Here is a 19,469-nt window from a genome sequence, read left to right as displayed (position 1 = left end):
TTTGCTCAGGCGGCGGCTTCGCCGCCATCCACCGCGATGGCTTGCCCGTTGACCGAGGCGCTGGCCGGCAGGGCCAGCCAGGCCACGGTATCGGCGACCTCGGCGGCCGACACCAGGCGACCCTGGGGATTGCGTTCGGCCAGCCGCGCGCGGGCCGCGGCTTCGTCCATGCCGGTTTTTTTCATGATGTTGTCCACGGCCTCGCGCACGATGTCCGTCTCGGTATAGCCGGGGCAGACCGCATTGACCGTGATGCCCTTGCGGGCCACTTCCTGCGCCAGCGCGCGGGTCAGGCCCACCACCCCGTGCTTGGCCGCGCAATAGGCCGAGACATAGGCATAACCGATCAGGCCGGCGGTGCTGGCCACATTGATGACTCGCCCCCAGCCGCCTTGCAGCATGTCGGGCAGCGCCGCCTGGGTGCAATGGAAGGTGCCGCTCAGATTGACTTGCAGCATCTGCTCCCAGAGCTGGGCCGAGGTCCGGTCGAAGCGCTCGCTCAGGGCCTGCCCGGCGTTATTGACCAGGATCTGGATCGGGCCGCGCGCCGCGCGCGCGGTCTCGAAGGCCTCGGCCACCTCCGCGGCCTGGGCGATATCGGCCGCGGCCACGCCCACCGTGATGCCCTCGCCGGCCAGGCTCAGGCGCGCCGCCTCCAGGGTCTGGATATTGCGTCCCAGCAGCGTCACCGCGGCGCCCCGGCCGGCCAGCGCGCGGGCGCAGGCCAGGCCGATGCCGCGCGCCCCGCCGGTCACCAGGGCATGGCGGCCCTGCAGCTCAGGAAACGGCGTCATTTCACGTCCTGTTGCGCCATGCTGGCGGCGCGTTCGAAATTGGTTTCCAGCTGGCGCTTGCCGGCCATATAGGGCTGCGGCCAGGCGATATCGCGATAGCCCACGCGGGCGGTCTCGCGCAGCGTCCAGGCCGCGTCAGCCAGGTGCGGGCGCGCCAGCGCGCACAGATCGGCCCGGCCCGAGGCAATGATGCCGTTGGCGTGATCGGCCTCGAAGATCGCCCCGACGGCGATGGTCGGGATGCCGGCCTCATTGCGCACCCGGTCGGCAAACGGCGTCTGGTACATGCGGCCGTAGACCGGCTTCTGATCGGGGCTGACCTGCCCGGACGAACAATCGATCATGTCGGCGCCGGCCTCCTTGAAGCGGCGGGCGATCTCCACCGCCGCATCCGCGTCGATGCCGCCCTCGACCCAGTCATGCGCCGAAATACGCACCGAAATGGGTTTGTCCGCCGGCCAGACCTCGCGCACCGCGCGAAACACTTCCAGCGGATAGCGCAGGCGGTTTTCCAGGCTGCCGCCATACTCGTCGCCGCGCTGGTTGGTGACGGGCGAGATAAAGCTGGACAGCAGATAGCCGTGGGCGCAATGCAGTTCCAGCCAGTCAAAGCCGGCCGTCGCGGCGCGCGCCGCGGCCGCCGCGAACTCGTCCCGCACGCGGTCCATGTCGGCCCGCGTCATTTCGCGCGGCACCTGCGAGACCCCCGGCAGATAGGGCAGCGGCGAAGCCGACAGCAACGGCCAGTTGCCCTCCGGCAAGGGATGATCGATGCGCTGCCAGCCCAGCTGGGTCGAGCCCTTGCGTCCGGCATGGCCCAGCTGGATGCCGATGCGCGCCGGGCTGTTGGCGTGCACGAAATCCACGATGCGCGTGAAGGCGCGGGTCTGGTCCTCGTTCCACAGGCCCGGGCAGCCCGGGGTGATGCGGCCATCCGGCGAAGGGCAGGTCATCTCGACCATGACCAGGCCGGCGCCGCCCAGGGCGCGCGCGCCCAGGTGCACCAGGTGGAAATCGCCCGGCACCCCGTCCTCGCAGGAGTACATGGCCATGGGCGAGACCACGATGCGGTTGGGCAAGGTGACCGAGCGCGCCCGGTAAGGGGTCAGCATGGGCAGCGGCGGACGCGCCCCGCCGCGCGCCGGCAGCCCGCCCTGCTCGGCCAGCCAGCCCTCATAGCCTTGCAGCCACTGCGGATCGCGCAGGCGCAGGTTCTCGTGCGAGATCCGCTGGGAGCGCGTCAGCAGCGAATAGGCGAACTGCTCGGGCGGCAGGTCCGCGTAGCGCGCCACATTCTCGAACCATTCGGTCGAATTGCGCGCCGCGTTCTGGATCTTGAGCACCTCGACGCTGCGCACGGCCTCATATTGCTTGAGCGCGCCGGGCAGGTTGCCGGGCGAAGCGTCCACGCAACGGGCCAGCTCGATGGCGTCCTCGAGCGCCAGCTTGGTGCCCGAGCCGATGGAGAAATGGGCGGTATGCGCCGCATCGCCCATGAGGACCACGGGCACATCGCGCAGGCCGCGCGCGGTCTCCAGCGTGTTCCAGTGCACCCAGGTGTCGCAGATGACGCGCGGGAAGCGGATCCAGATCGCCGAACCGCGCAGATGCGAAGCGTTGCTCATCAAGGGATGGCCATCCAGCCAGGGGGCAAACAGCTTCTCGCAATAGGCGATGCCCTCCTCCTGGCTCATGCGCTCGATGCCCGCGGCCTGCCAGGTCTCTTCGGGCGTCTCCACGATGAAGGTCGACAGGCCGTCCTCGAAGCGATAGGCATGCGCCTGGAACCAGCCGTGCTCGGTCTGGACGAAGGCGAAGGTGAAGGCGTCGAAGACCTTGCGGGTGCCCAGCCAGACGAAGCGGCAGCGCCGCTGATCGATGTCGGGCTGGAAGGTGGCGGCGTAGCGGCCGCGCACCTGGCTGTTGATGCCGTCCGAAGCGATGACCAGGTCGGCGTCGTACTGGCGCGCGATCTCCTGGTCGTCTTGAACAAAGGTCTCGAAGACCAGCTTGACGCCGACTTCTTCGCAGCGCGCCTGCAGGATGTTGAGCAGGCGCTTGCGGCCGATGCCGATGAAGCCGTGGCCGCCGCTGCGCATCGTGCGGCCCTTGAAATGGATGTCGATGTCGTCCCAGTGATTGAAGGCCTCGCCTATGGTCCGCGCCGACACCGGATCGGCCTGGCGCAGATTCTCCATCGTGGCGTCGGAGAACACCACGCCCCAGCCAAAGGTGTCGTAGGGCCGGTTGCGCTCGATCACGGTGACGTCATTGTCAGGATGGCGCAGCTTCATCAGCAGGCCGAAATACAGGCCGGCGGGCCCGCCACCGATGCACACGATCTTCATTGCTTCTCGCTCCTTACGACCTGGCCTGCCGCGATAGACTTTAGACCTTGATAGTTTAGGCTTGAAATATATACCGTAAACGGCAGGCCGCGCCAATGGGGAAACTCCCCGGAGACGAAATTAGGGACAGTCAGTTGCCGGCGGACGGCTGGCGGGGAACGCCGGGCAGCGCGACGCGGTCGCGGCCGTCGTGCTTGGCGAGGTAGAGCGCCTGGTCGGCGCGGCTCAGGGTGTCCGACAGCGTCTCGCCCACCAGATGGTCGGCCATGCCCACGCTGACCGTCAGGCGCAGGGCCTCCCCGCCCACGGCGATGGACAGGGCGCGAACCGCGCCCACCACCCGGTCCATGGCCAGCTGGCCGGCGGCCAGGTCGGTGTCGGGCAGCAGCAGCAGGAATTCTTCGCCGCCCCAGCGGCCGCAATGGTCGCTGGCGCGCATGCTCTGCTGCAGCACCCCGGCCAGTTCCACCAGCACGCGGTCGCCCGTCTCGTGCCCATGGCGGTCATTGACCGACTTGAAATGGTCCACATCCAGCATGGCGACCAGGAAAGCCTTGCCGCTGGCGTCCGAACGCTGGACCTCCAGGCGGATGATGTCCATGAGCGCGCGGCGATTGAGCAGCCCGGTCAGGGGATCGCGCCGCGAGGTTTCTTCCAGCGTGCGGTTCAGGTCCCGCATCATGTTCTGGTAGTGATCGGAGATGCGCGCGATGCGCGCCAGCCGCTGCAGCTGCCGATCGAAGCGCTCATACAGGCCCTGCTCGCGCCGCAAGGCCATGGACTGGTAGGCATCGGAGATCTGCGTGATCCGCTCGATGCGGGCCATGTGTTCATTGGCCTGCAGCCAGAGCGTCTCCAGCGCCGTCCGCAGGGGATGGCCCTCATAGGCCGGGTCCGCCAGCAAATCGGCAATCTGCCGGTCCAGGTCGGACTTGACGGTCATTACATCCGCCCGACGACCGAAAAGGGAAAGGTGCAGTCTTCCTTGAACTCTTCCGCCAGCTCCCCCACCCGCTCGTTGCGCATGTCGTAGTACCAGGTGACCGCCACGTCGCGGTCTTTCTGGTGAAAGGCTTCCAGGATGTCGAAGATGTCCATCATGGACTTTATGCTGCTGGTGTTCAGATACAGCAGCTCGAGCTCCAGGCGCAGGGGCTGGCTGCCGCCGGCCAGGAAGCGCTCCACCCATTCGATCACGGGCCCGAACAGCTCGAAGGAGTTCTCCGGATAAGAGTCCCCGCCCATGAACAGCAGCCCCGCGCCGCTGTCCGTGCGGATGGCAGGCGTGGACTGCGTCCCGGCAATATTCAAGTCACTACTCATTGATCGCTCCAAAATTGCTTGCGAGGGCGCGTGCATGGGCTCAGATCTCCACGCTGAGGCTGAAGAAATCCCAGCCCGCCTGAGCGCTGGGGCTCAGGCTGGCCCGCAGCGGCGCGCCGGCGCGCCGCGCGATGTCGATCAAACCCAGGCCCGCGCCGCTGGCCGCGCCGGGATCGCGCGGCTTGTGCAACTGCGTCTTGTAGGCGGCCTTCAAGGCGGCCTTGTCCAGCGTCGCCAGCTCGGCGATCCGCCGCACCAGCGCCTGGCCGTCCTCGGATTTGACGAGATTGCCCGCCGACACTTCATAGCGGTTCTCGTCGCTGCGGCCGATGACCACCGTGGCGCGCGCCTCGGCCGCCCCATGGGCCGCCGCATACTGGCGGATGTTCTGCACCATCTCGATATAGACCGAGAACACGTCCATGGCCTCGGCGGGCCGGGCGTGCTCGACGTTCAGGTAGTTCTTGAGCGCATTGCCGATCTCTTCGATCAGGCTGCGGGAGATCGGGCCGTTGAAGCACAGGAGCACCCGGTTCTTGTCGAACCGCTCACCCAGCGCGTAGAGATCGGCAGCGTTCATGCAATACCCCAAGAAAAAATCAATCGAAGCGGAAAGACAGCAAGGTGATGTCGTCTCGCTGCGGCAGCCCGCCCTGGTATTCGGCCAGGACCTGGGAAAACGCCTGGGCCTGCTCCGCCATGGAGCGCCGCGCATGGCGTTTGAGCATGGCCGCGAAACGGGTATTGCCAAAACCGAATCCGAACTCGCCGCCGGCCTGGTCCAGGAAACCATCGGTCACCAGGTAATACGTCCAGCCAGACTGCAGCGGCAGTTCGATGTTCTCGTACTCGCCCATGCGTTTGTCGCCCAGGGCCCGGCGCCCGCCGTGCACCTCGCGCGCATCCTCGCCATTGCTGGCATACAGGGAAATCTTCGCGCCCGAGTACACCAGCCGGCGTTTTTCGCGGTCAATATATACCAGGCCGGCGTCGGTGTTCGTGGCCAGGGCGCGCGGCAGCTGCGCATCGGCCAGCATCGCGCGGATGGTGCTGTCGGTGCGCTTGAGGATGCCGGCCGGATCGCGCGGGCCGACTTCGGTCATGGCCAGGTCGATGGCCGCGCGCGCCAGCATGGTCATCAGCGCGCCCGGCACGCCGTGGCCGGCGCAATCCATGATGCCCAGCAGGCAGTTGGCGCCGTCCGAGCGGAACACATAGAAGTCGCCCCCGACCACGTCGCGCGGCTTCCAGAGCACGAAATGATGCGCGCCCAGCGATTGGGTCATCTGGCGATCCGGCAGGATGGCGCGCTGGATCAGGCTGGCGTAGTCGATCGAATCGTCGATCTTCTTGCGCGCCGCGGCCATGGCGCGGTTGGCGGACTCCAGCTCGGAGGTCCGCTCGCGCACCTTGCTCTCCAGTTCGGCGGTGTGCTTGCGGACCTTGTCGGCCATCACGCCGAAGGCGCGGCTCAGGTCGCCGATTTCATCCTGCCCGCCCGGAGGCAGGCGCACGTCATAGCTGCCATCGGCGATGGCGCGGGCCGATTGCTGCAGGCGGCGCAGCGGGCGCAGCATCAGACGTTCGATGGCGAAGCCGAAACACAGCACCAGGGCGGCAAAGAGCAGCGCCAGGCCGACGGCGCCCGGCCACAGCCAGTCCGGATCCACCACCCGGGCCGCGCCGAAATCGACCAGCGTCACCACATGCCAGCGCAGCTCGGGCATATAGGCCACGGCCACCAGCTGGCGGGCGCCGTCCACCATGACCCAGGTCATGGCCACGCCGCTGCTGTCCTCCTTGGCCTGGCGCATCGCCGCCTCGAGATTGCCGCGGCTGTCGCCGGCGTCCAGCAGGCTGAACACCAGGCCATGCTCCTTGGCCTGCCCCTGGGCCCCGGAGTTGTAGGCAATGCGCGTGGCGTCCTTATAGGCCTGGATGGCGCCCTGCTCGTCGATGATGACCGGCGTGACGCCCGCCCGGCCGCTGTGGACGAAGTCGCGCAGGAAACCGCCCACGTCCAGGCCGGCGCCGCTCAGGCCCAGCACCTGGTCGCCGTCGCGGATCTGCACATTGATCCAGACCTTGGTCTCCTTGAGCTTGGCATCCGGATTGACGTTGATGTTGTAGCGTTCGGGCGACTTGAGCGAGGCATAGAACCAGCCGTCCTCGGCGTCGTTCCGGTTCAGGGTATAGCGCGGCTTGCCGGGCGGTTCGGCGGAATCGCCGAAGTAATAGTTGCCGCTGGCCGCGCTGGCGATGAAATAGACGTGGCCCATGAAGTCGCGCCGATAGCCTTCGGCCTCGCGGAAGAAGAGCTCGCGCGCGGCCGGGTCGTTTTCATGGCGCAGCCAGCGCCGCGTCACCTCGCTGTTGGCCAGGCGGATGGACAGCGCCATCTCGCGCGAGACCGGCGCCAGGATGCGCTGGCGGCTGAGTTGCGTGAAATTCTCCGCGAACGCGCGGCCGAAATGGTCCCGCACGCCATCGAACACCAACCACGCAATCAAGACAGCGGGCGCCAGCATGACGATGCATGCCAGCAGCAACGCCATGAAGGACTTCTTGCGCAAACCCCACTTCGCCATACCTTCTCCCCAGCGGCCGGAACATCTTGCCACGACGGGGATCGTCGGCCGGGCCTGCCTGACTCCCCACCCTCGTTTCGCGAGCGCGGTTTTGCCGCGTCGCGAAAGGCGCCGCTAGTGTAGATGCCAGAAAGAGGGTTGGAAACATGCGCACACGCCTGGATCCTACTATGTCAACTTATTGCGCAAGAAAGCGTTGGAGCCCGGCATTTATTGCCTTTGATATCGAAAAAATTCGGCCATTTCAGGCCGGCGGCCGCGGGCGGCTTTAGACGCCGAGATAGCGTTCCCACAAGCCGCGGTCGGCGTCCAGCGCGGCCGAATCGCCGCTCCAGACCACCTTGCCCCGCTCCAGGATCACATGGCGATCGGCCAGCGCCAGCAAGCGCTCGACATACTTGTCGATAACGAGGATGGTCTGGCCTGCCGCCCGCAGACGGGCCAGGCATTGCCAGATCTCTTCGCGTATCCTGGGCGCCAGCCCTTCGGTGGCCTCGTCCAGGATGAGCAGGCGCGGGTTGGTCACCAGCGCCCGGCCGATGGCCAGCATCTGCTGCTCGCCGCCCGACAATTGATTGCCCATATTGCCTGCGCGTTCGGCCAGGCGGGGAAAGAGTTCGAACACACGCTCCGGCGTCCAGGGCTGGCCGATGCCGGGATTGCGCCGGTCGGCGAAGGCCGTCAGGTGTTCGCGCACGGTCAGGTTGGGAAAACATTGCCGGCCCTCGGGCACCAGGGCCAGGCCGCTGCGCGCGATGCGGTCCGGGCTCCAGCCGCCGATGCCGCGTCCGGCGAATTCAATGCTGCCGGCCCGCAAGGGCAGCTGGCCGAACAGCGTGCGCAGCAAGGTGGTCTTGCCCATGCCGTTGCGGCCCAGCAGCGTCACCACCTGCCCGGCGCCGATCTCCAGATCCACGCCGAACAGCACTTGGCTGGCGCCATAGCCGCTGACGGCTCCCTTGATGCTCAGCATGTCTTCTCCTGGGCATGTTCGCCATCGTCGCCGAGATAGGCCTGCCGCACATCGGGATTGGCGCGGATTTCTTCGGGCGTGCCGGTGGCGATCACCCTGCCATACACCAGCACCGAAATCCGGTCGGCCAGGCGGAACACCGCCTGCATATCGTGCTCGACCAAGAGCATGGCGGCCTGCCCGCGCAGGGACTCGATCAGTTCGGTCAGGCGCAGGGTTTCGTCCGGACCCATGCCGGCCATGGGCTCGTCCAGCAGCAGCACGCTCGGCTTGGCGGCCAGCGCCAAGGCGAACTCCAGCTTGCGCTGTTCGCCATGCGGCAGGGTGCCGGCCTGGCGGTCCAGCAGGCTGGCGTCGATGGCGCATTGGCGCGCGAGTTCGCGCGCGGCGTCATACAGCGCGGTTTCCGAGGCGCGCGGACGCCAGAAGCGGAAGCTGCTGCCGGCATGGGCCTGGACCGCGAGCAGCAGATTGTCCATCACCGTGAAGCCGCGGAAGATATTGGTGATCTGGTAGGAGCGCGACAGCCCGCTGGCCACTCGCTGGTGGGCCGACAGGCGCGACACATCGGTCTGGCCCACCATCAGCCTGCCCGCGTCGGCGGCCAGCGTGCCCGACAACAGATGGATGAGCGTGGACTTGCCGGCGCCATTGGGGCCGATCAGGGCGTGGATCTCTCCGGGCGCCAGGGTGAGGCTGACGTTGTCGGTGGCCAGCAGCGCGCCGAAACGGCGCACCAGCCCGGTGGCATGCAGCGCCGGCGTGGTGTGCGGGGTCATGATTGCGCCTTCGCGGAACGGTCGCCAAACCAGGGCGCGGCCAGCCCGGCCAGCCCGCGCGGCGCGCCCAGCACCACGGCCAGCAGCAAGAGGCCCAGGGGCAGGTGCCAGTACTCGGTCCATTGGCGCAAGACCTCTTCGAGCACCAGCATGACGGTCGCGCCGGCCACGCCGCCATAGCGCAGGCCGATGCCGCCCACCAGCACCATGATGAGCAGATTGGCCGATTGGGTCCAGTGCATGAGGCTGGGCGAGATAAAGAGGTTGTGATTGGCCAGCAGCGCGCCGGCCAGTCCGGCGGCCGCGCCGCTCAGGACGAAGGCGGTGAGCTTGATGCGGTAGACCGGATAGCCCAGGGCCTCCATCCGCGACTCGTTCTCGCGCACACCCTGCAGGGCCGCGCCGTAGCGCGAGGCCACCAGCCGGTTGAAGGCGAACATCACCGCCACCAGGATGGCCAGCACCAGATAGTAGAACGCCGCGTCATTGGCCAGGTCCAGCCCGGGCAGGGTCGAATAGCCCGGCAGGTTGAGTCCGTCCTCGCCGCCGTACTGCCGCAGCGAAATGAAGATGTAATAGACCATCTGCGCGAAGGCCAGCGTGATCATGATGAAATACACGCCGCGGGTGCGCAGCGAAATCGCGCCGATCACCCAGGCCAGGGCGGCGGCCAGCAGCATGGCCGCCGGCCAGGCGACCAGCGCCGCCGTCACGCCCGAGGCGCCCAGGATGCCCACGGCATAGGCGCCCGCGCCGAAGAAGGCCGCGTGGCCCAGGGCCACCATGCCGCCATAGCCCAGCACCAGGTTCAGGCTGGTGGCCGCCAGCGCGTAGATCAGCACGCGCCGCACGAAAGAGATATAGAAATCCAGCCCCAGCGCCGGCGCGGCCAGCGGGAAGGCCAGCAGCGCGGCCAACAGGAGCAAGGTGAAGACCCGGCTTTTGCTCATGCTCAGCCCCGCGCCGGAAACAGGCCCGAGGGGCGGAACACCAGGATGGCCGCCATCAGGACGTAGATCAAAATGGCCGCCAGGGTCGGACCGACGCTGGAGGCCACCGCCGGCGAGAAGACCTGGCGCAGCAGCATGGGCAGGAAGGCGCGCCCGGCCGTGTCCACCATGCCCACCAGCAGCGCGCCCACGAAGGCGCCGCGTATGGAGCCGATGCCGCCGATGACGATGCAGACCAGCACAAGGATGAGGATTTCCTCGCCCATGCCGACCTGCACGGCCGTCACCGGCCCCAGCAGGGCGCCGGCCACGGCGGCCAGCATGGCGCCCAGCGTGAAGACGCCCAAAAACAGCACGGGCACCCGCACGCCCATGAGCGTGGCCATCTGGCGATTGGAGGCGCCGGCGCGCACCAGCACGCCGGCCCGGGTGCGCGTCACGAACCAATACAGCCCGGCGGCGGCGGCCAGGCCGAAGATGATGATCATCAGGCGATAGGCCGGATAGAGCAGATCGGGCAGCAGGCGCACGGGGCCGGACAGGGCGGCGGGCATGTTGAGCATGACGGGCGCCGGCCCCCAGATCATCTTGACGAGGTCATTGGCAATCAGGATGACCGCATAGGTGCCCAGGACCTGGGCCAGGTGATCGCGCACGGCGAGCCGGCGGATGAGCGCCAGCTCCAGGAGCGCGCCCACCACGCCCGTGGCGATGGCCGCCACCAGGACGGCGGCGGCGAAGGAGCCCGTGCGCTGCATGGTCTCGGCGGCGACATAGGCCCCGGCCATATAGAGCGACCCGTGCGCGAGGTTCATGATATCCATGATCCCGAACACCAGCGTCAGCCCCGCCGCGATCAAAAACAACATCAACCCGAACTGGAGTCCATTGAGCAGCTGCTCGATGACCAGCGTAAACGTCATGAAACTTTCCCCGTGTGCCGCGGGCGGCGGCCGCCGCCCGCGTTCATCCCCGCGATGGGATTACAGCTTGCACTCGCCGACGTAGACGTCCTGGTACTTGTCGAAGACCTTGCCCACGAGCTTGTTGGTGATGCGGCCGCTGCCGTCCTTGTCGACCACGCGCACGTAGTACGACTGGATGGGATAGTGGTTCTTGCCGTAGGTGAAGGGCCCGCGCACCGAGGAGAAATCAGCCTTCTGCAGCGCGGCGACCACGGCGTCGCGGTCGCTGGCCTTGCCGCCCGATTGCTTGACGGCGGCGTCGATGGCCATGATGACGTCATAGGCCTGGGCGGCATAGACCGAGGGATAGCGGCCGTTGTATTCCTTGCGGAAGGCCTCGACGAACTGCTTGTTCTGCGCATTGTCGAGGTCGTGGGCCCATTGCGCGGTGTTGTACATGCCCAGCATGGGCTCGCCCACCGCCTGGATCACGTCCTCGTCGGCCGAGAAGCCCGGGCCGATCAGCGCCGTGCCCTGCGACAGGCCGGCCGAGACGAATTGCTTGACGAAATTGATGCCCATGCCGCCGGGCAGGAAGATATACACCGCGTCGGGCTTGGCGGCGCGGATCTGCGCGATCTCGGCGGCGTAGTCCAGCTGGCCCAGCTTGGTGTAGAGCTCGTCGCCCACGGCCGTCTTGTAGCCGCGCTTGAAGCCGGTCAGGGCGTCCTTGCCGGCCGGATAGTCCGGCGCCATGATGAAGACCTTCTTGTAGCCGCGGTCGGCGGCCACCTTGCCGGCGGCCTCATGGAAGGCATCGTTCTGGTACGACAGCCCGAACCAATAACGGTTGCACTGGGCGCCGGCGAACTGGCTGGGGCCCGGGTTGTTCGACAGATAGGGCACCTTGGCGGCGAACAGCGCCGGCCCCACGGCCAGGGCGACGTTCGAGCCGATCGGGCCCGTGAAGAAATCGATCTTGTCGCGCTGCAGGTAGCGCGTGACGAGCTGGCGCGCCTGGTCGGGGTTGCCTCCCATGTCGGTCTGCAGGAATTCCGCCTGCTGCCCGCCCAGCTTGCCGCCGAGCTGTTTGATGGCCAGATTGAAGCCATCGCGCGCCTCGGCGCCCAGCGCCGCGAAGGGACCGGAAATGTCGTTGGCGATACCGACCTTGATGGTGTCGGCCGAGGCCATGGCGGGCATCAGGATGGCGGCGGCCAGAAGAGAGGGGAGGAAACGCATGGTGGAGCTCCTTGCGCTCGCGCGCGGCAGAGATATTGTTATTCCGGCGTTCGGATGGCTTGAATCGGCGAGTGCTGCGGCAATGCCCGCGACGCCACGATGTGATCCCCGAGGCGCTCTCCGGTCGGCAATACCGGAAGAAACTGGCATCCGGCATAGTTTAGGTTTAAAGTATCCGGCAAAACAAGTCTAGGGTTTGCCCCAGGACCCGCCCTTTTTTCCAGCCCCCAGCCCGGTTACAAGCGCCGATGACCCTGCTCTACCGCAACTATGACCGCAGCGCGCTGGACGTGCAGTACAACGCACGCGCGACAGTACCTGACATCCAGGCGATACTCAAGCAGTACGCCGACGAAAGCCGCCAGGCGCGGCTGGCCGTGGCCTGCCGCGCCGACATCGCCTATGGGCCGCATGCCGACGAAACGCTGGATATCTTCCCAGCCCGCCAGGCCGGCGCGCCGGTGTTTTTCTTCATACACGGCGGCTACTGGCGCGCCCTGTCCAAGGACGACTCCTGCAATATGGCGCCCGCCTTCACGGCGGCCGGCGCCACGGTCGTGGTCATGAATTATTCGCTGGCGCCGGCCGCCACGCTGGACCGCATCGTCGACCAGGCGCGCCGGGCGCTGGCCTGGGTATATGCCCATATCGGCGAGCATGGCGGCGACCCCCGGCGCATCCACGTCTGCGGCAGCTCGGCCGGCGGCCAGCTGGTCGGCATGCTGCTGGCGCCCGGCTGGCAGGCCGCCCATGGCCTGCCCGACGACGCCGTGCGCAGCGCCGCCTCGCTCTCCGGCCTTTACGATCTGCGCCCCCTGGTCCACACGCACATCAATGAATGGATGCGCATGAGCCCGGCCGACGCCGAGCGCAACAGCCCCGCCCTGCTGCCGCTGCCCGCCCGGGGCTGCCCGCTGCTCATCACCTATGGCGAAACCGAAACCGACGAGTTCAAGCGCCAGAGCCGCGACTATCTCGCGCAATGGCAAGCGGCCGGCCATGCCGGACGCTATGTGGACATGCCGGGCAGCAACCACTTCGACCTGGTCCTCAAGCTCAACGACCCCCGCGCCGCCCACACCCGCGCCATTCTCGAACAAATGGGCCTGGCCCCCGGGCCGGCAGCCTCCTGACATCCCGCCGAGACCACCATGACCGATACGCCCGATCTGGAAAGCCGCGCCGCGCCGGAAGACCACCACGCCCTGCGGCTCTGGCTGCGCCTGCTGACCTGCTGCAATCTGATCGAATCCGAGATCCGCAGCCGGCTGCGCGCCGACTTCGACACCACCCTGCCCCGCTTCGACCTGATGGCCCAGCTGCAGCGCGCGCCCAAGGGCATGAAGATGGGCGAACTGTCGCGCCACATGATGGTCACCAACGGCAATATCACCGGCATCACCGACCAGCTCGAAAAAGAAGGCCTGGTGGTGCGCACCAAGGTCGAATCGGACCGGCGCAGCTCCGTGCTCAAGCTCACGCCGCAGGGCAAGAAAACCTTTGCCCGCATGGCCCGCGCCCATGAGTCCTGGGTCAAATCCCTGTTGGGCGACCTGCCCGAAGCCAGCCGCGATGCCCTGTACAAGGCGCTGGGCGAACTCAAGCTGCAAGTGGTGGCGCGCCGGCAATAGCGGCGGCCCGCCCGGGCGGCGGAACGGCAAAAAAGCGCATAATGCCCGGCATGATTCCGGTATCTCTTCCTGGCGGCAATTTCTATGTAACCATGGGCCTGTCCCTGGTCTGCCTGGCGACCCTGCTTACCTGGGCGGCCATGCTGGCGCGCAGCCGCGATGCGCGTCTCTGGCTGGCCGACCATCGCCGCCTGGGCCCCATGCTCATGGCCGTGCTGGCCGGCGTCGGCGCCCTGTTTCCGTATCAGCAACTCAGCGACTGGGTCGAGAACCAGCGCGTGGCGCGCGCCGAGGCCGCGCGGCGCACCGTCCTGGCCCAGGCGCGCGAGCTGGCCGGCATCGCCATGCCCGCCGGCACCGAATTGCGCCTGCGCGTGGCGGGCGCCCCCGCCAGCTTCGAGCAAGCGCACTTCCCCGCCCCCACGGCGGTGGCCGGCGTCAAGGCCGCCCGCCTCCTCCGGCACTTCGACGCGGCCGGCGGTCCGACCGCCTGGTCCCTGGGCCTGGCGCAGGATGAACCCGTCTCCGGCTGGACCTGCAGCCGCGGCCATATGGCCGAGTTCCAGCTGCGCCAGGGCCGCCCCGAATTCGCCAGCTGCCATCTGGCGGCGGGCAACCCGCTCGATGCGCAGCAACTGCCCGCCGGCACCTGGCTGCAGGCCATCCCCGAAGGCTGGCTGCTGCGCACCGACGGCAGCGAAGCCTTGCGGCTGGACGGCCTGGACCTGCTCAAGGCCGAGGTGCGCCTGGATACTGGCCGCCGCCGGCTGGGCTTCGAGGGCCTGCTGGCGCATGAATCCACCCTGGGCGAGGTGAGCTATCCGGCCGGCACCCGGGTGACGCTGGCCGGCGCCAAGGTGCCGGGCGCCCAGCCCGGCGACCTGCTGTTTTCGCCCTCCCGGGGCCGCAGCGCGCGGCGCGCCGGCGGCAGCGAAATCGCGGCCGGCAAATCCGTGCTGCAGGCGCCCGACGGCGCGGTGCGCGCCGTGCTGGGCAACCGCGAGGCCGGCGTGCTGGACGTCGCCAGCGTGCGGCTGGGGCCCTGACTCACCCCGGCGCGCCAGCGGTGGGATAATAGGGTTTTGACCGCCGCCCCGTCCGGGCGGCCGCAACCGCCCAGCCCAGCGAGACGTACCCATGGCCGTTAATCTCCAGATTCCCTCCGAATCCGAAATCTTTCCCGTCGCCGGTGTCGAAATCGGCGTGACCGAGGCCGGCATCCGCAAGGCCAACCGCCGCGACCTGACCGTCTTCCGACTGGCGCCGGGCGCCACCGTGGCCGGCGTGTTCACGCGCAACCGCTTCTGCGCGGCGCCCGTCCAAGTCAGCAAGGCCCACCTGGCCAAGGGCGGCCCGATCCGCGCCCTGGTCATCAATACCGGCAACGCCAATGCCGGCACGGGCGAGCCGGGCCTGAAGAACGCCGAAGACACCTGCGCCGAACTGGGCAAGCTGCTGGGCGTGCCCGCCGAGCAGGTCCTGCCCTTCTCGACCGGCGTCATCCTGGAGCCGCTGCCCATGGACCGCCTGCTGGCCGGCCTGCCCAAGGCCGTGGCCGCGCTGGGCGGCAACGAGTGGTTCAATGCCGCCCACGGCATCATGACCACCGACACCCTGCCCAAGATTTTCTCGCGCCGCGTGCAGATCGGCGGCAAGACCGTCACCCTCACCGGCATCAGCAAGGGCGCCGGCATGATCCGCCCCAATATGGCGACCATGTTGAGCTTCCTGGCCACCGACGCCGGCATCGCCCAGCCGCTCTTGGACAAGCTGGCGCTTGAACTGGCCAACCAGTCATTCAACCGCATCACCATCGACGGCGACACCTCGACCAACGACTCCTTCATCGTCATGGCCACCGGCCAGTCCGGCCTGCAGGTCAACGCCGCCAGCGACGCCGACTACGCCGCCCTGCGCCAGGCCCTGGCCGAGGCCGCCGCCGACCTGGCGCAGAAGATCGTGCGCGACGCCGAGGGCGCCACCAAGTTCATGACCATCCGCGTCGAAGAGGCCGGCAACACCGAGGAAGCCCTCAAGGTCGCCTACGCCGTGGCTCACTCTCCGCTGGTCAAGACCGCTTTCTACGCCTCCGACCCCAACCTGGGCCGCATCCTGGCCGCCATCGGCTATGCCGGCATCGACGACCTGGATGCCGGCAAGATCCGCCTCTGGCTGGACGATGTGCTGGTGGCCAAGGACGGCGGCCGCAACCCCGACTACAAGGAAGAAGACGGCCAGCGCGTCATGAAGCAGGCCGAGATCCTGGTGCGCATCGCGCTGGGCCGGGGCCAGGTCAGCGATACCGTATACACCTGCGATTTCTCGCACGAGTACGTCAGCATCAACGCCGACTACCGTTCCTGAGTCGCCCCCAAGAGGACGGGCGTCACGCCCGTCCCGCGCGCGCCGCGCTACCCGCGCGGCGCCCGATCGCCGTCGCGTCCTTTGCAACCTCCTGGCCGGCGCCGGCGTCCTCACGAGACCGTGCTGTTCACACCGATGCCCCCTTAGGAAAAGAAGTGACCGCAACTGATTTCACCCAACTGATCGCCCGCGCCGAGCGGGTGCTGGCGCAACTGGAAGCCTGGCTGCCCCCCGCGCCTCCGGAAATCGACTGGAACGCCCATGCCTTCCGCTGGCGCCGGCGCGGCTCGCGCGGCTGGCTGGACGCCGTGCGCCATGTCGCGCGCATCCAGAAGGACGACCTGCAGCATATCGAGCGCCAGAAAGAAATCATCGACCGCAACACGCGCCAGTTCCTCGAGAAAAAACCGGCCAACAACGTGCTGATGACCGGCGCGCGCGGCACCGGCAAGAGCTCGCTGGTCAAGGCCATGCTTGCCGCCTACGGCGACCGCGGCCTGCGCCTGATCGAGGTCGACAAGAGCGATCTGGGCGACCTGCCGGAGATCGTCGAACTGGTGGCCGCCCGCCCCGAGCGCTTCATCGTGTTCTGCGACGACCTGTCCTTCGAAGAAGGCGAGGCCGGCTACAAGGCCCTCAAGTCGGTCCTGGACGGTTCGGTGGCCGCCGGCGGCGACAACCTGCTCATCTACGCCACGTCCAACCGGCGCCATCTCATGCCCGAGTACATGAGCGAGAACCTGCAGGCCAAGCACCAGCCCGATGGCGAAATCCATCCGGGCGAGACCGTCGAGGAAAAAATCTCGCTGTCCGAGCGCTTCGGCCTCTGGCTGTCCTTCTACCCCTTCAAGCAGGACGACTATCTGGACATCGTCCATCACTGGCTGCGCGAGCTGAACTGCCCGGCCGACCGCATCGAGGCATCGCGCGCCGAAGCCCTGCAATGGGCGCTGGAGCGCGGCTCGCGCTCCGGCCGCGTGGCCTACCAGTTCGCGCGTGACTGGGCCGCCCGCTATGTCTGACAAGATCATCGACGTCGCCGCCGGCCTCATCATGCGGCCTGACGGGCAATTGCTGCTGGGGCAGCGGCCCGAAGGCAAGCCCTGGGCGGGCTGGTGGGAACTGCCCGGCGGCAAGCTGGAGCCGGGCGAGACCGTGCTCCAGGCCCTGGCCCGCGAACTGCAGGAAGAAATCGGCATCACGGTCACCGAGTCGCGCCGCTGGGTGACCTATGTCCACGCCTATCCGCATACCACCGTGCGGCTGGCCTTCTGCTTTGTCACGGGCTGGACGGGCGAGCCGCGCAGCCTGGAAAACCAGCGCCTGGAATGGGTGGACCCGCGCCAGGCCGACCGCGTGGGCGAGCTGCTGCCGGCCACGCTGCCGCCCCTGCGCTGGCTACGGCTGCCCGTGACCTATGGCATCAGCGCGGCGGGGTCGCCCGAGGGCATGCCGGCCTTTCTGGAGCGCCTGGACCGGGCCCTGGCGAACGGCCTGAAACTTGTGCAATGGCGCGAACCGGCCTGGCCGGGCGGGCCGTCCGCCTCGCAGGCCGGCTTCGATGCAGCGCTCGAACGCTGCCGCCGGGCCGGCGCCCGCCTGCTGGTCAACAGCGTCCACCCGCAAGCCTGGTGGCGCCTGGCCGACGGCGTGCATCTGCGCGCCAGCGATGCCGGCGGCCTGCAGAGCCGCCCGGACCTGCCCGCGGGCAGCCTGGTCGGGGTCTCGGCGCACAACCACGCCGACATCCAGCGGGCACGCGAGCTGGGCGCCGATTTCGCCGTCCTCGGGCCGGTGGCGGCCACCCCCAGCCATCCCGGCCAGCCGGGGCTGGGCTGGGACGGCTTCGAGGCCGCCAACCGCGATGCCGGGCTGCCGGTCTATGCGCTGGGCGGCCAATCGCCGGCCACGTTGGCACAGGCGCAAGCGCATGGCGCCCACGGCGTGGCCGGGATACGCGGCCTGCTGGGCTGATCACCCGGCGTCCGATTCGGAATCGGGACGGATCCTCCGGACGTCCCGGTTTCCGAGGCGATCTTCGGCGGTTTCCTAGACCTGGGCCGGGCAGACTGTTTTGCCCGACCCTCATAGGAAAGATCACAACAAGATCATGCCAATCCGCAATCCGCAATCCGCAATCCGCAATCCGCAATCCGCAATCCGCAATCCGCAATTGAATGCGCAAGAATCGCCGCCGCGTCGCTGGCCCTGGCGGGCATGATGAGCACGCCCGCCCGCGCCGTCGACGGCACGATCACGATCAACGGCGAGATCACCGACCAGACCTGCAAGATCGAGAGCAAGGATCCGCCGCACAATATGGTCGTCAACCTGCCCAAGATCGGCACCTCGGCGCTCAAGAACGTCAATGACACGGCCGGCGCGACGCCCTTCCAGATCAAGCTGACCGACTGCCCGATGGGCCTGAACAACAACAAGGTCAAGGCCTATTTCGAGCCCAGCTCGACCACGGACTACGCCACCGGCAACCTGATCGCCTACACCACGGCCCAGCCGGCGGTGATGGCTTCGGCCATTCCGGCGCCCGCCACCGTATTCGCCAACGTGCAGATCCAGCTGGCCAATCCCACGGGCGCGACCCTCAAGATGGGCGTGGACAGCGCCGCCCAGGCCGCGCAGGAATCCACCATCACCAACCAGACAGCCACGCTGACCTATCTGGCGCGCTATATCAAGACGGGCAACGGCGCGATCAGCGCCGGCAAGCTGGTGACCTACGTCCAGTATTCCATCGTCTATCCCTGATGCTGGACGGCGCTGCCAGCCATCTGATTCCGGCGGCAGCGCGCAGCCCTGGCGCGCCCTGGACTGACAACAATCTCAGCCTCCTCTGAACCCTGCCGCGGGCACACTTGCTCCCACGGTCATCAGTGACCAAGGAGCCTGCTTTTGGAACCCCGCAACCCGCAACCCGCAACCCGCAACCCGCAACCCGCAACCCGCAACCCGCAACTGGGTGCGCGGCGCTTGGCTGGTCGCGGCGGCAAGCCTGACGCCGGCCGCGCAGGCGGTCGATGGCACCATCACCATCACCGGCGAGATCATCGACACCACCTGCAAGATCGAAAACCAGGATCCGCCCCATAACCTGATGGTGACGCTGCCCAAGATCAGCACCAAGGCCTTGAAGGACGCCAACAGCACGGCTGGCGCCACACCCTTCACCCTCCGGATCACCGATTGTCCGGACTCCCTCAGCGGCAGCGTCAAGCTCTATTTCGAGGCCGGGCCGACCACGGACTATGGCACCGGCAATCTCATCGCCTACACCGAAGCCGCGCCAGCCAACCCGGCGAGCAGCATCCCGGACCGCAGCAACGCCACGGTGTTCAACAATGTGCAGATCCAGCTGGCCAATCTCAATGGCAGCCCCATCATGCTAGGCAAGCCCATGGAACAACAAGCCGCGCAGGGCGTACCGCTGAGCAGCAGCGGCAGCACCAAGCAGGCCACGCTGCGTTATCTAGCGCGCTATATCCGGACATCGACCAGTGCCATCACGGCGGGCAAGCTGCTGACCTATGTGCAATACAGTGTGGTCTATCCCTGAT

Annotated in this window: 19 protein-coding genes; 8 read left to right on the top strand and 11 right to left on the bottom strand. The window is 67.6% G+C overall.

The window, feature by feature from the left end; all coding sequences use genetic code 11:
• Nucleotides 1-5: 5 nt before the first annotated feature.
• The 11 genes from L540_RS09605 to L540_RS09555 all read right to left on the bottom strand — a co-directional run bounded on the left by L540_RS09605 (nucleotide 6) and on the right by L540_RS09555 (nucleotide 11,902).
• Nucleotides 6-794, bottom strand: coding sequence for an SDR family NAD(P)-dependent oxidoreductase (locus tag L540_RS09605; protein ID WP_043209943.1), 789 nt, complete (start codon nucleotides 792-794; stop codon nucleotides 6-8).
• Entirely contained in the window at nucleotides 791-3,142 is a 2,352-nt protein-coding gene (locus L540_RS09600; protein WP_043209947.1) for a bifunctional salicylyl-CoA 5-hydroxylase/oxidoreductase, read from the bottom strand. The genes L540_RS09605 and L540_RS09600 overlap by 4 nt, the downstream gene beginning before the upstream one ends.
• Nucleotides 3,143-3,272: 130 nt before the next feature.
• Nucleotides 3,273-4,085: a biofilm regulation diguanylate cyclase SiaD gene (gene siaD / locus L540_RS09595; protein WP_043209949.1), complete on the bottom strand. Its 813-nt coding sequence runs from the start codon at nucleotides 4,083-4,085 to the stop codon at nucleotides 3,273-3,275.
• Complete coding sequence (siaC, locus tag L540_RS09590) at nucleotides 4,085-4,465, bottom strand: biofilm regulation phosphoprotein SiaC (RefSeq protein WP_043209951.1); 381 nt, start codon at nucleotides 4,463-4,465, stop codon at nucleotides 4,085-4,087. Before siaC ends, siaD begins: the two co-directional genes overlap by 1 nt.
• A gap of 40 nt (nucleotides 4,466-4,505) precedes the next feature.
• A complete protein-coding gene (gene siaB / locus L540_RS09585; protein ID WP_043209954.1) occupies nucleotides 4,506-5,045 on the bottom strand; it encodes a biofilm regulation protein kinase SiaB in 540 nt (179 codons plus the stop codon).
• 19 nt (nucleotides 5,046-5,064) lie between these two features.
• On the bottom strand, nucleotides 5,065-7,053 hold the full coding sequence (siaA, locus tag L540_RS09580) for a biofilm regulation protein phosphatase SiaA (RefSeq protein ID WP_201524736.1): 1,989 nt from the start codon (nucleotides 7,051-7,053) through the stop codon (nucleotides 5,065-5,067).
• Between the two features lie 268 nt (nucleotides 7,054-7,321).
• A complete protein-coding gene (locus L540_RS09575) occupies nucleotides 7,322-8,026 on the bottom strand; it encodes an ABC transporter ATP-binding protein (protein WP_043209955.1) in 705 nt (234 codons plus the stop codon).
• The gene (locus L540_RS09570) at nucleotides 8,020-8,805 is read right to left on the bottom strand and encodes an ABC transporter ATP-binding protein (protein WP_043209956.1); all 786 of its coding nucleotides are present in this window, start codon (nucleotides 8,803-8,805) and stop codon (nucleotides 8,020-8,022) included. Before L540_RS09570 ends, L540_RS09575 begins: the two co-directional genes overlap by 7 nt.
• Nucleotides 8,802-9,755, bottom strand: a complete 954-nt coding sequence (locus L540_RS09565) for a branched-chain amino acid ABC transporter permease (RefSeq protein WP_043209958.1) — start codon at nucleotides 9,753-9,755, stop codon at nucleotides 8,802-8,804. Before L540_RS09565 ends, L540_RS09570 begins: the two co-directional genes overlap by 4 nt.
• A gap of 2 nt (nucleotides 9,756-9,757) precedes the next feature.
• Nucleotides 9,758-10,678 carry a branched-chain amino acid ABC transporter permease gene (locus L540_RS09560; RefSeq protein ID WP_043209960.1) on the bottom strand — a complete coding sequence of 307 codons (921 nt, stop codon included), beginning with the start codon at nucleotides 10,676-10,678 and terminating at the stop codon, nucleotides 9,758-9,760.
• 60 nt (nucleotides 10,679-10,738) lie between these two features.
• Nucleotides 10,739-11,902: an ABC transporter substrate-binding protein gene (locus L540_RS09555; RefSeq protein WP_043209963.1), complete on the bottom strand. Its 1,164-nt coding sequence runs from the start codon at nucleotides 11,900-11,902 to the stop codon at nucleotides 10,739-10,741.
• Nucleotides 11,903-12,150: 248 nt separating this feature from the next.
• Between L540_RS09555 and L540_RS09550 the strand changes: the two genes are divergently transcribed.
• The 8 genes from L540_RS09550 to L540_RS09515 all read left to right on the top strand — a co-directional run bounded on the left by L540_RS09550 (nucleotide 12,151) and on the right by L540_RS09515 (nucleotide 19,468).
• Nucleotides 12,151-13,035 (top strand): alpha/beta hydrolase, encoded by an 885-nt coding sequence (locus L540_RS09550; protein ID WP_043209964.1) that lies wholly within the window; start codon nucleotides 12,151-12,153, stop codon nucleotides 13,033-13,035.
• 18 nt (nucleotides 13,036-13,053) lie between these two features.
• The gene (locus L540_RS09545) at nucleotides 13,054-13,533 is read left to right on the top strand and encodes a MarR family winged helix-turn-helix transcriptional regulator (protein ID WP_043209966.1); all 480 of its coding nucleotides are present in this window, start codon (nucleotides 13,054-13,056) and stop codon (nucleotides 13,531-13,533) included.
• 50 nt (nucleotides 13,534-13,583) lie between these two features.
• Nucleotides 13,584-14,579 carry a hypothetical protein gene (locus tag L540_RS09540; protein ID WP_197085645.1) on the top strand — a complete coding sequence of 332 codons (996 nt, stop codon included), beginning with the start codon at nucleotides 13,584-13,586 and terminating at the stop codon, nucleotides 14,577-14,579.
• Between the two features lie 91 nt (nucleotides 14,580-14,670).
• Nucleotides 14,671-15,897, top strand: coding sequence for a bifunctional glutamate N-acetyltransferase/amino-acid acetyltransferase ArgJ (argJ, locus tag L540_RS09535; RefSeq protein ID WP_043209970.1), 1,227 nt, complete (start codon nucleotides 14,671-14,673; stop codon nucleotides 15,895-15,897).
• 155 nt (nucleotides 15,898-16,052) lie between these two features.
• Entirely contained in the window at nucleotides 16,053-16,919 is an 867-nt protein-coding gene (locus L540_RS09530) for an ATP-binding protein (protein ID WP_043209972.1), read from the top strand.
• Nucleotides 16,912-17,871, top strand: coding sequence for a Nudix family hydrolase (locus tag L540_RS09525; RefSeq protein ID WP_043209974.1), 960 nt, complete (start codon nucleotides 16,912-16,914; stop codon nucleotides 17,869-17,871). Before L540_RS09530 ends, L540_RS09525 begins: the two co-directional genes overlap by 8 nt.
• Nucleotides 17,872-18,114: 243 nt before the next feature.
• Nucleotides 18,115-18,663, top strand: coding sequence for a fimbrial protein (locus tag L540_RS09520; protein ID WP_048026240.1), 549 nt, complete (start codon nucleotides 18,115-18,117; stop codon nucleotides 18,661-18,663).
• Between the two features lie 211 nt (nucleotides 18,664-18,874).
• Nucleotides 18,875-19,468, top strand: coding sequence for a fimbrial protein (locus tag L540_RS09515; protein WP_131726062.1), 594 nt, complete (start codon nucleotides 18,875-18,877; stop codon nucleotides 19,466-19,468).
• The last annotated feature ends 1 nt before the right edge of the window (nucleotide 19,469 follow it).

Origin of the sequence: Bordetella pseudohinzii, assembly GCF_000657795.2 — a bacterium.
In the GTDB taxonomy this organism is placed as follows: domain Bacteria; phylum Pseudomonadota; class Gammaproteobacteria; order Burkholderiales; family Burkholderiaceae_B; genus Bordetella; species Bordetella pseudohinzii.
This window is presented reverse-complemented; position numbering and strand designations above follow the sequence as displayed.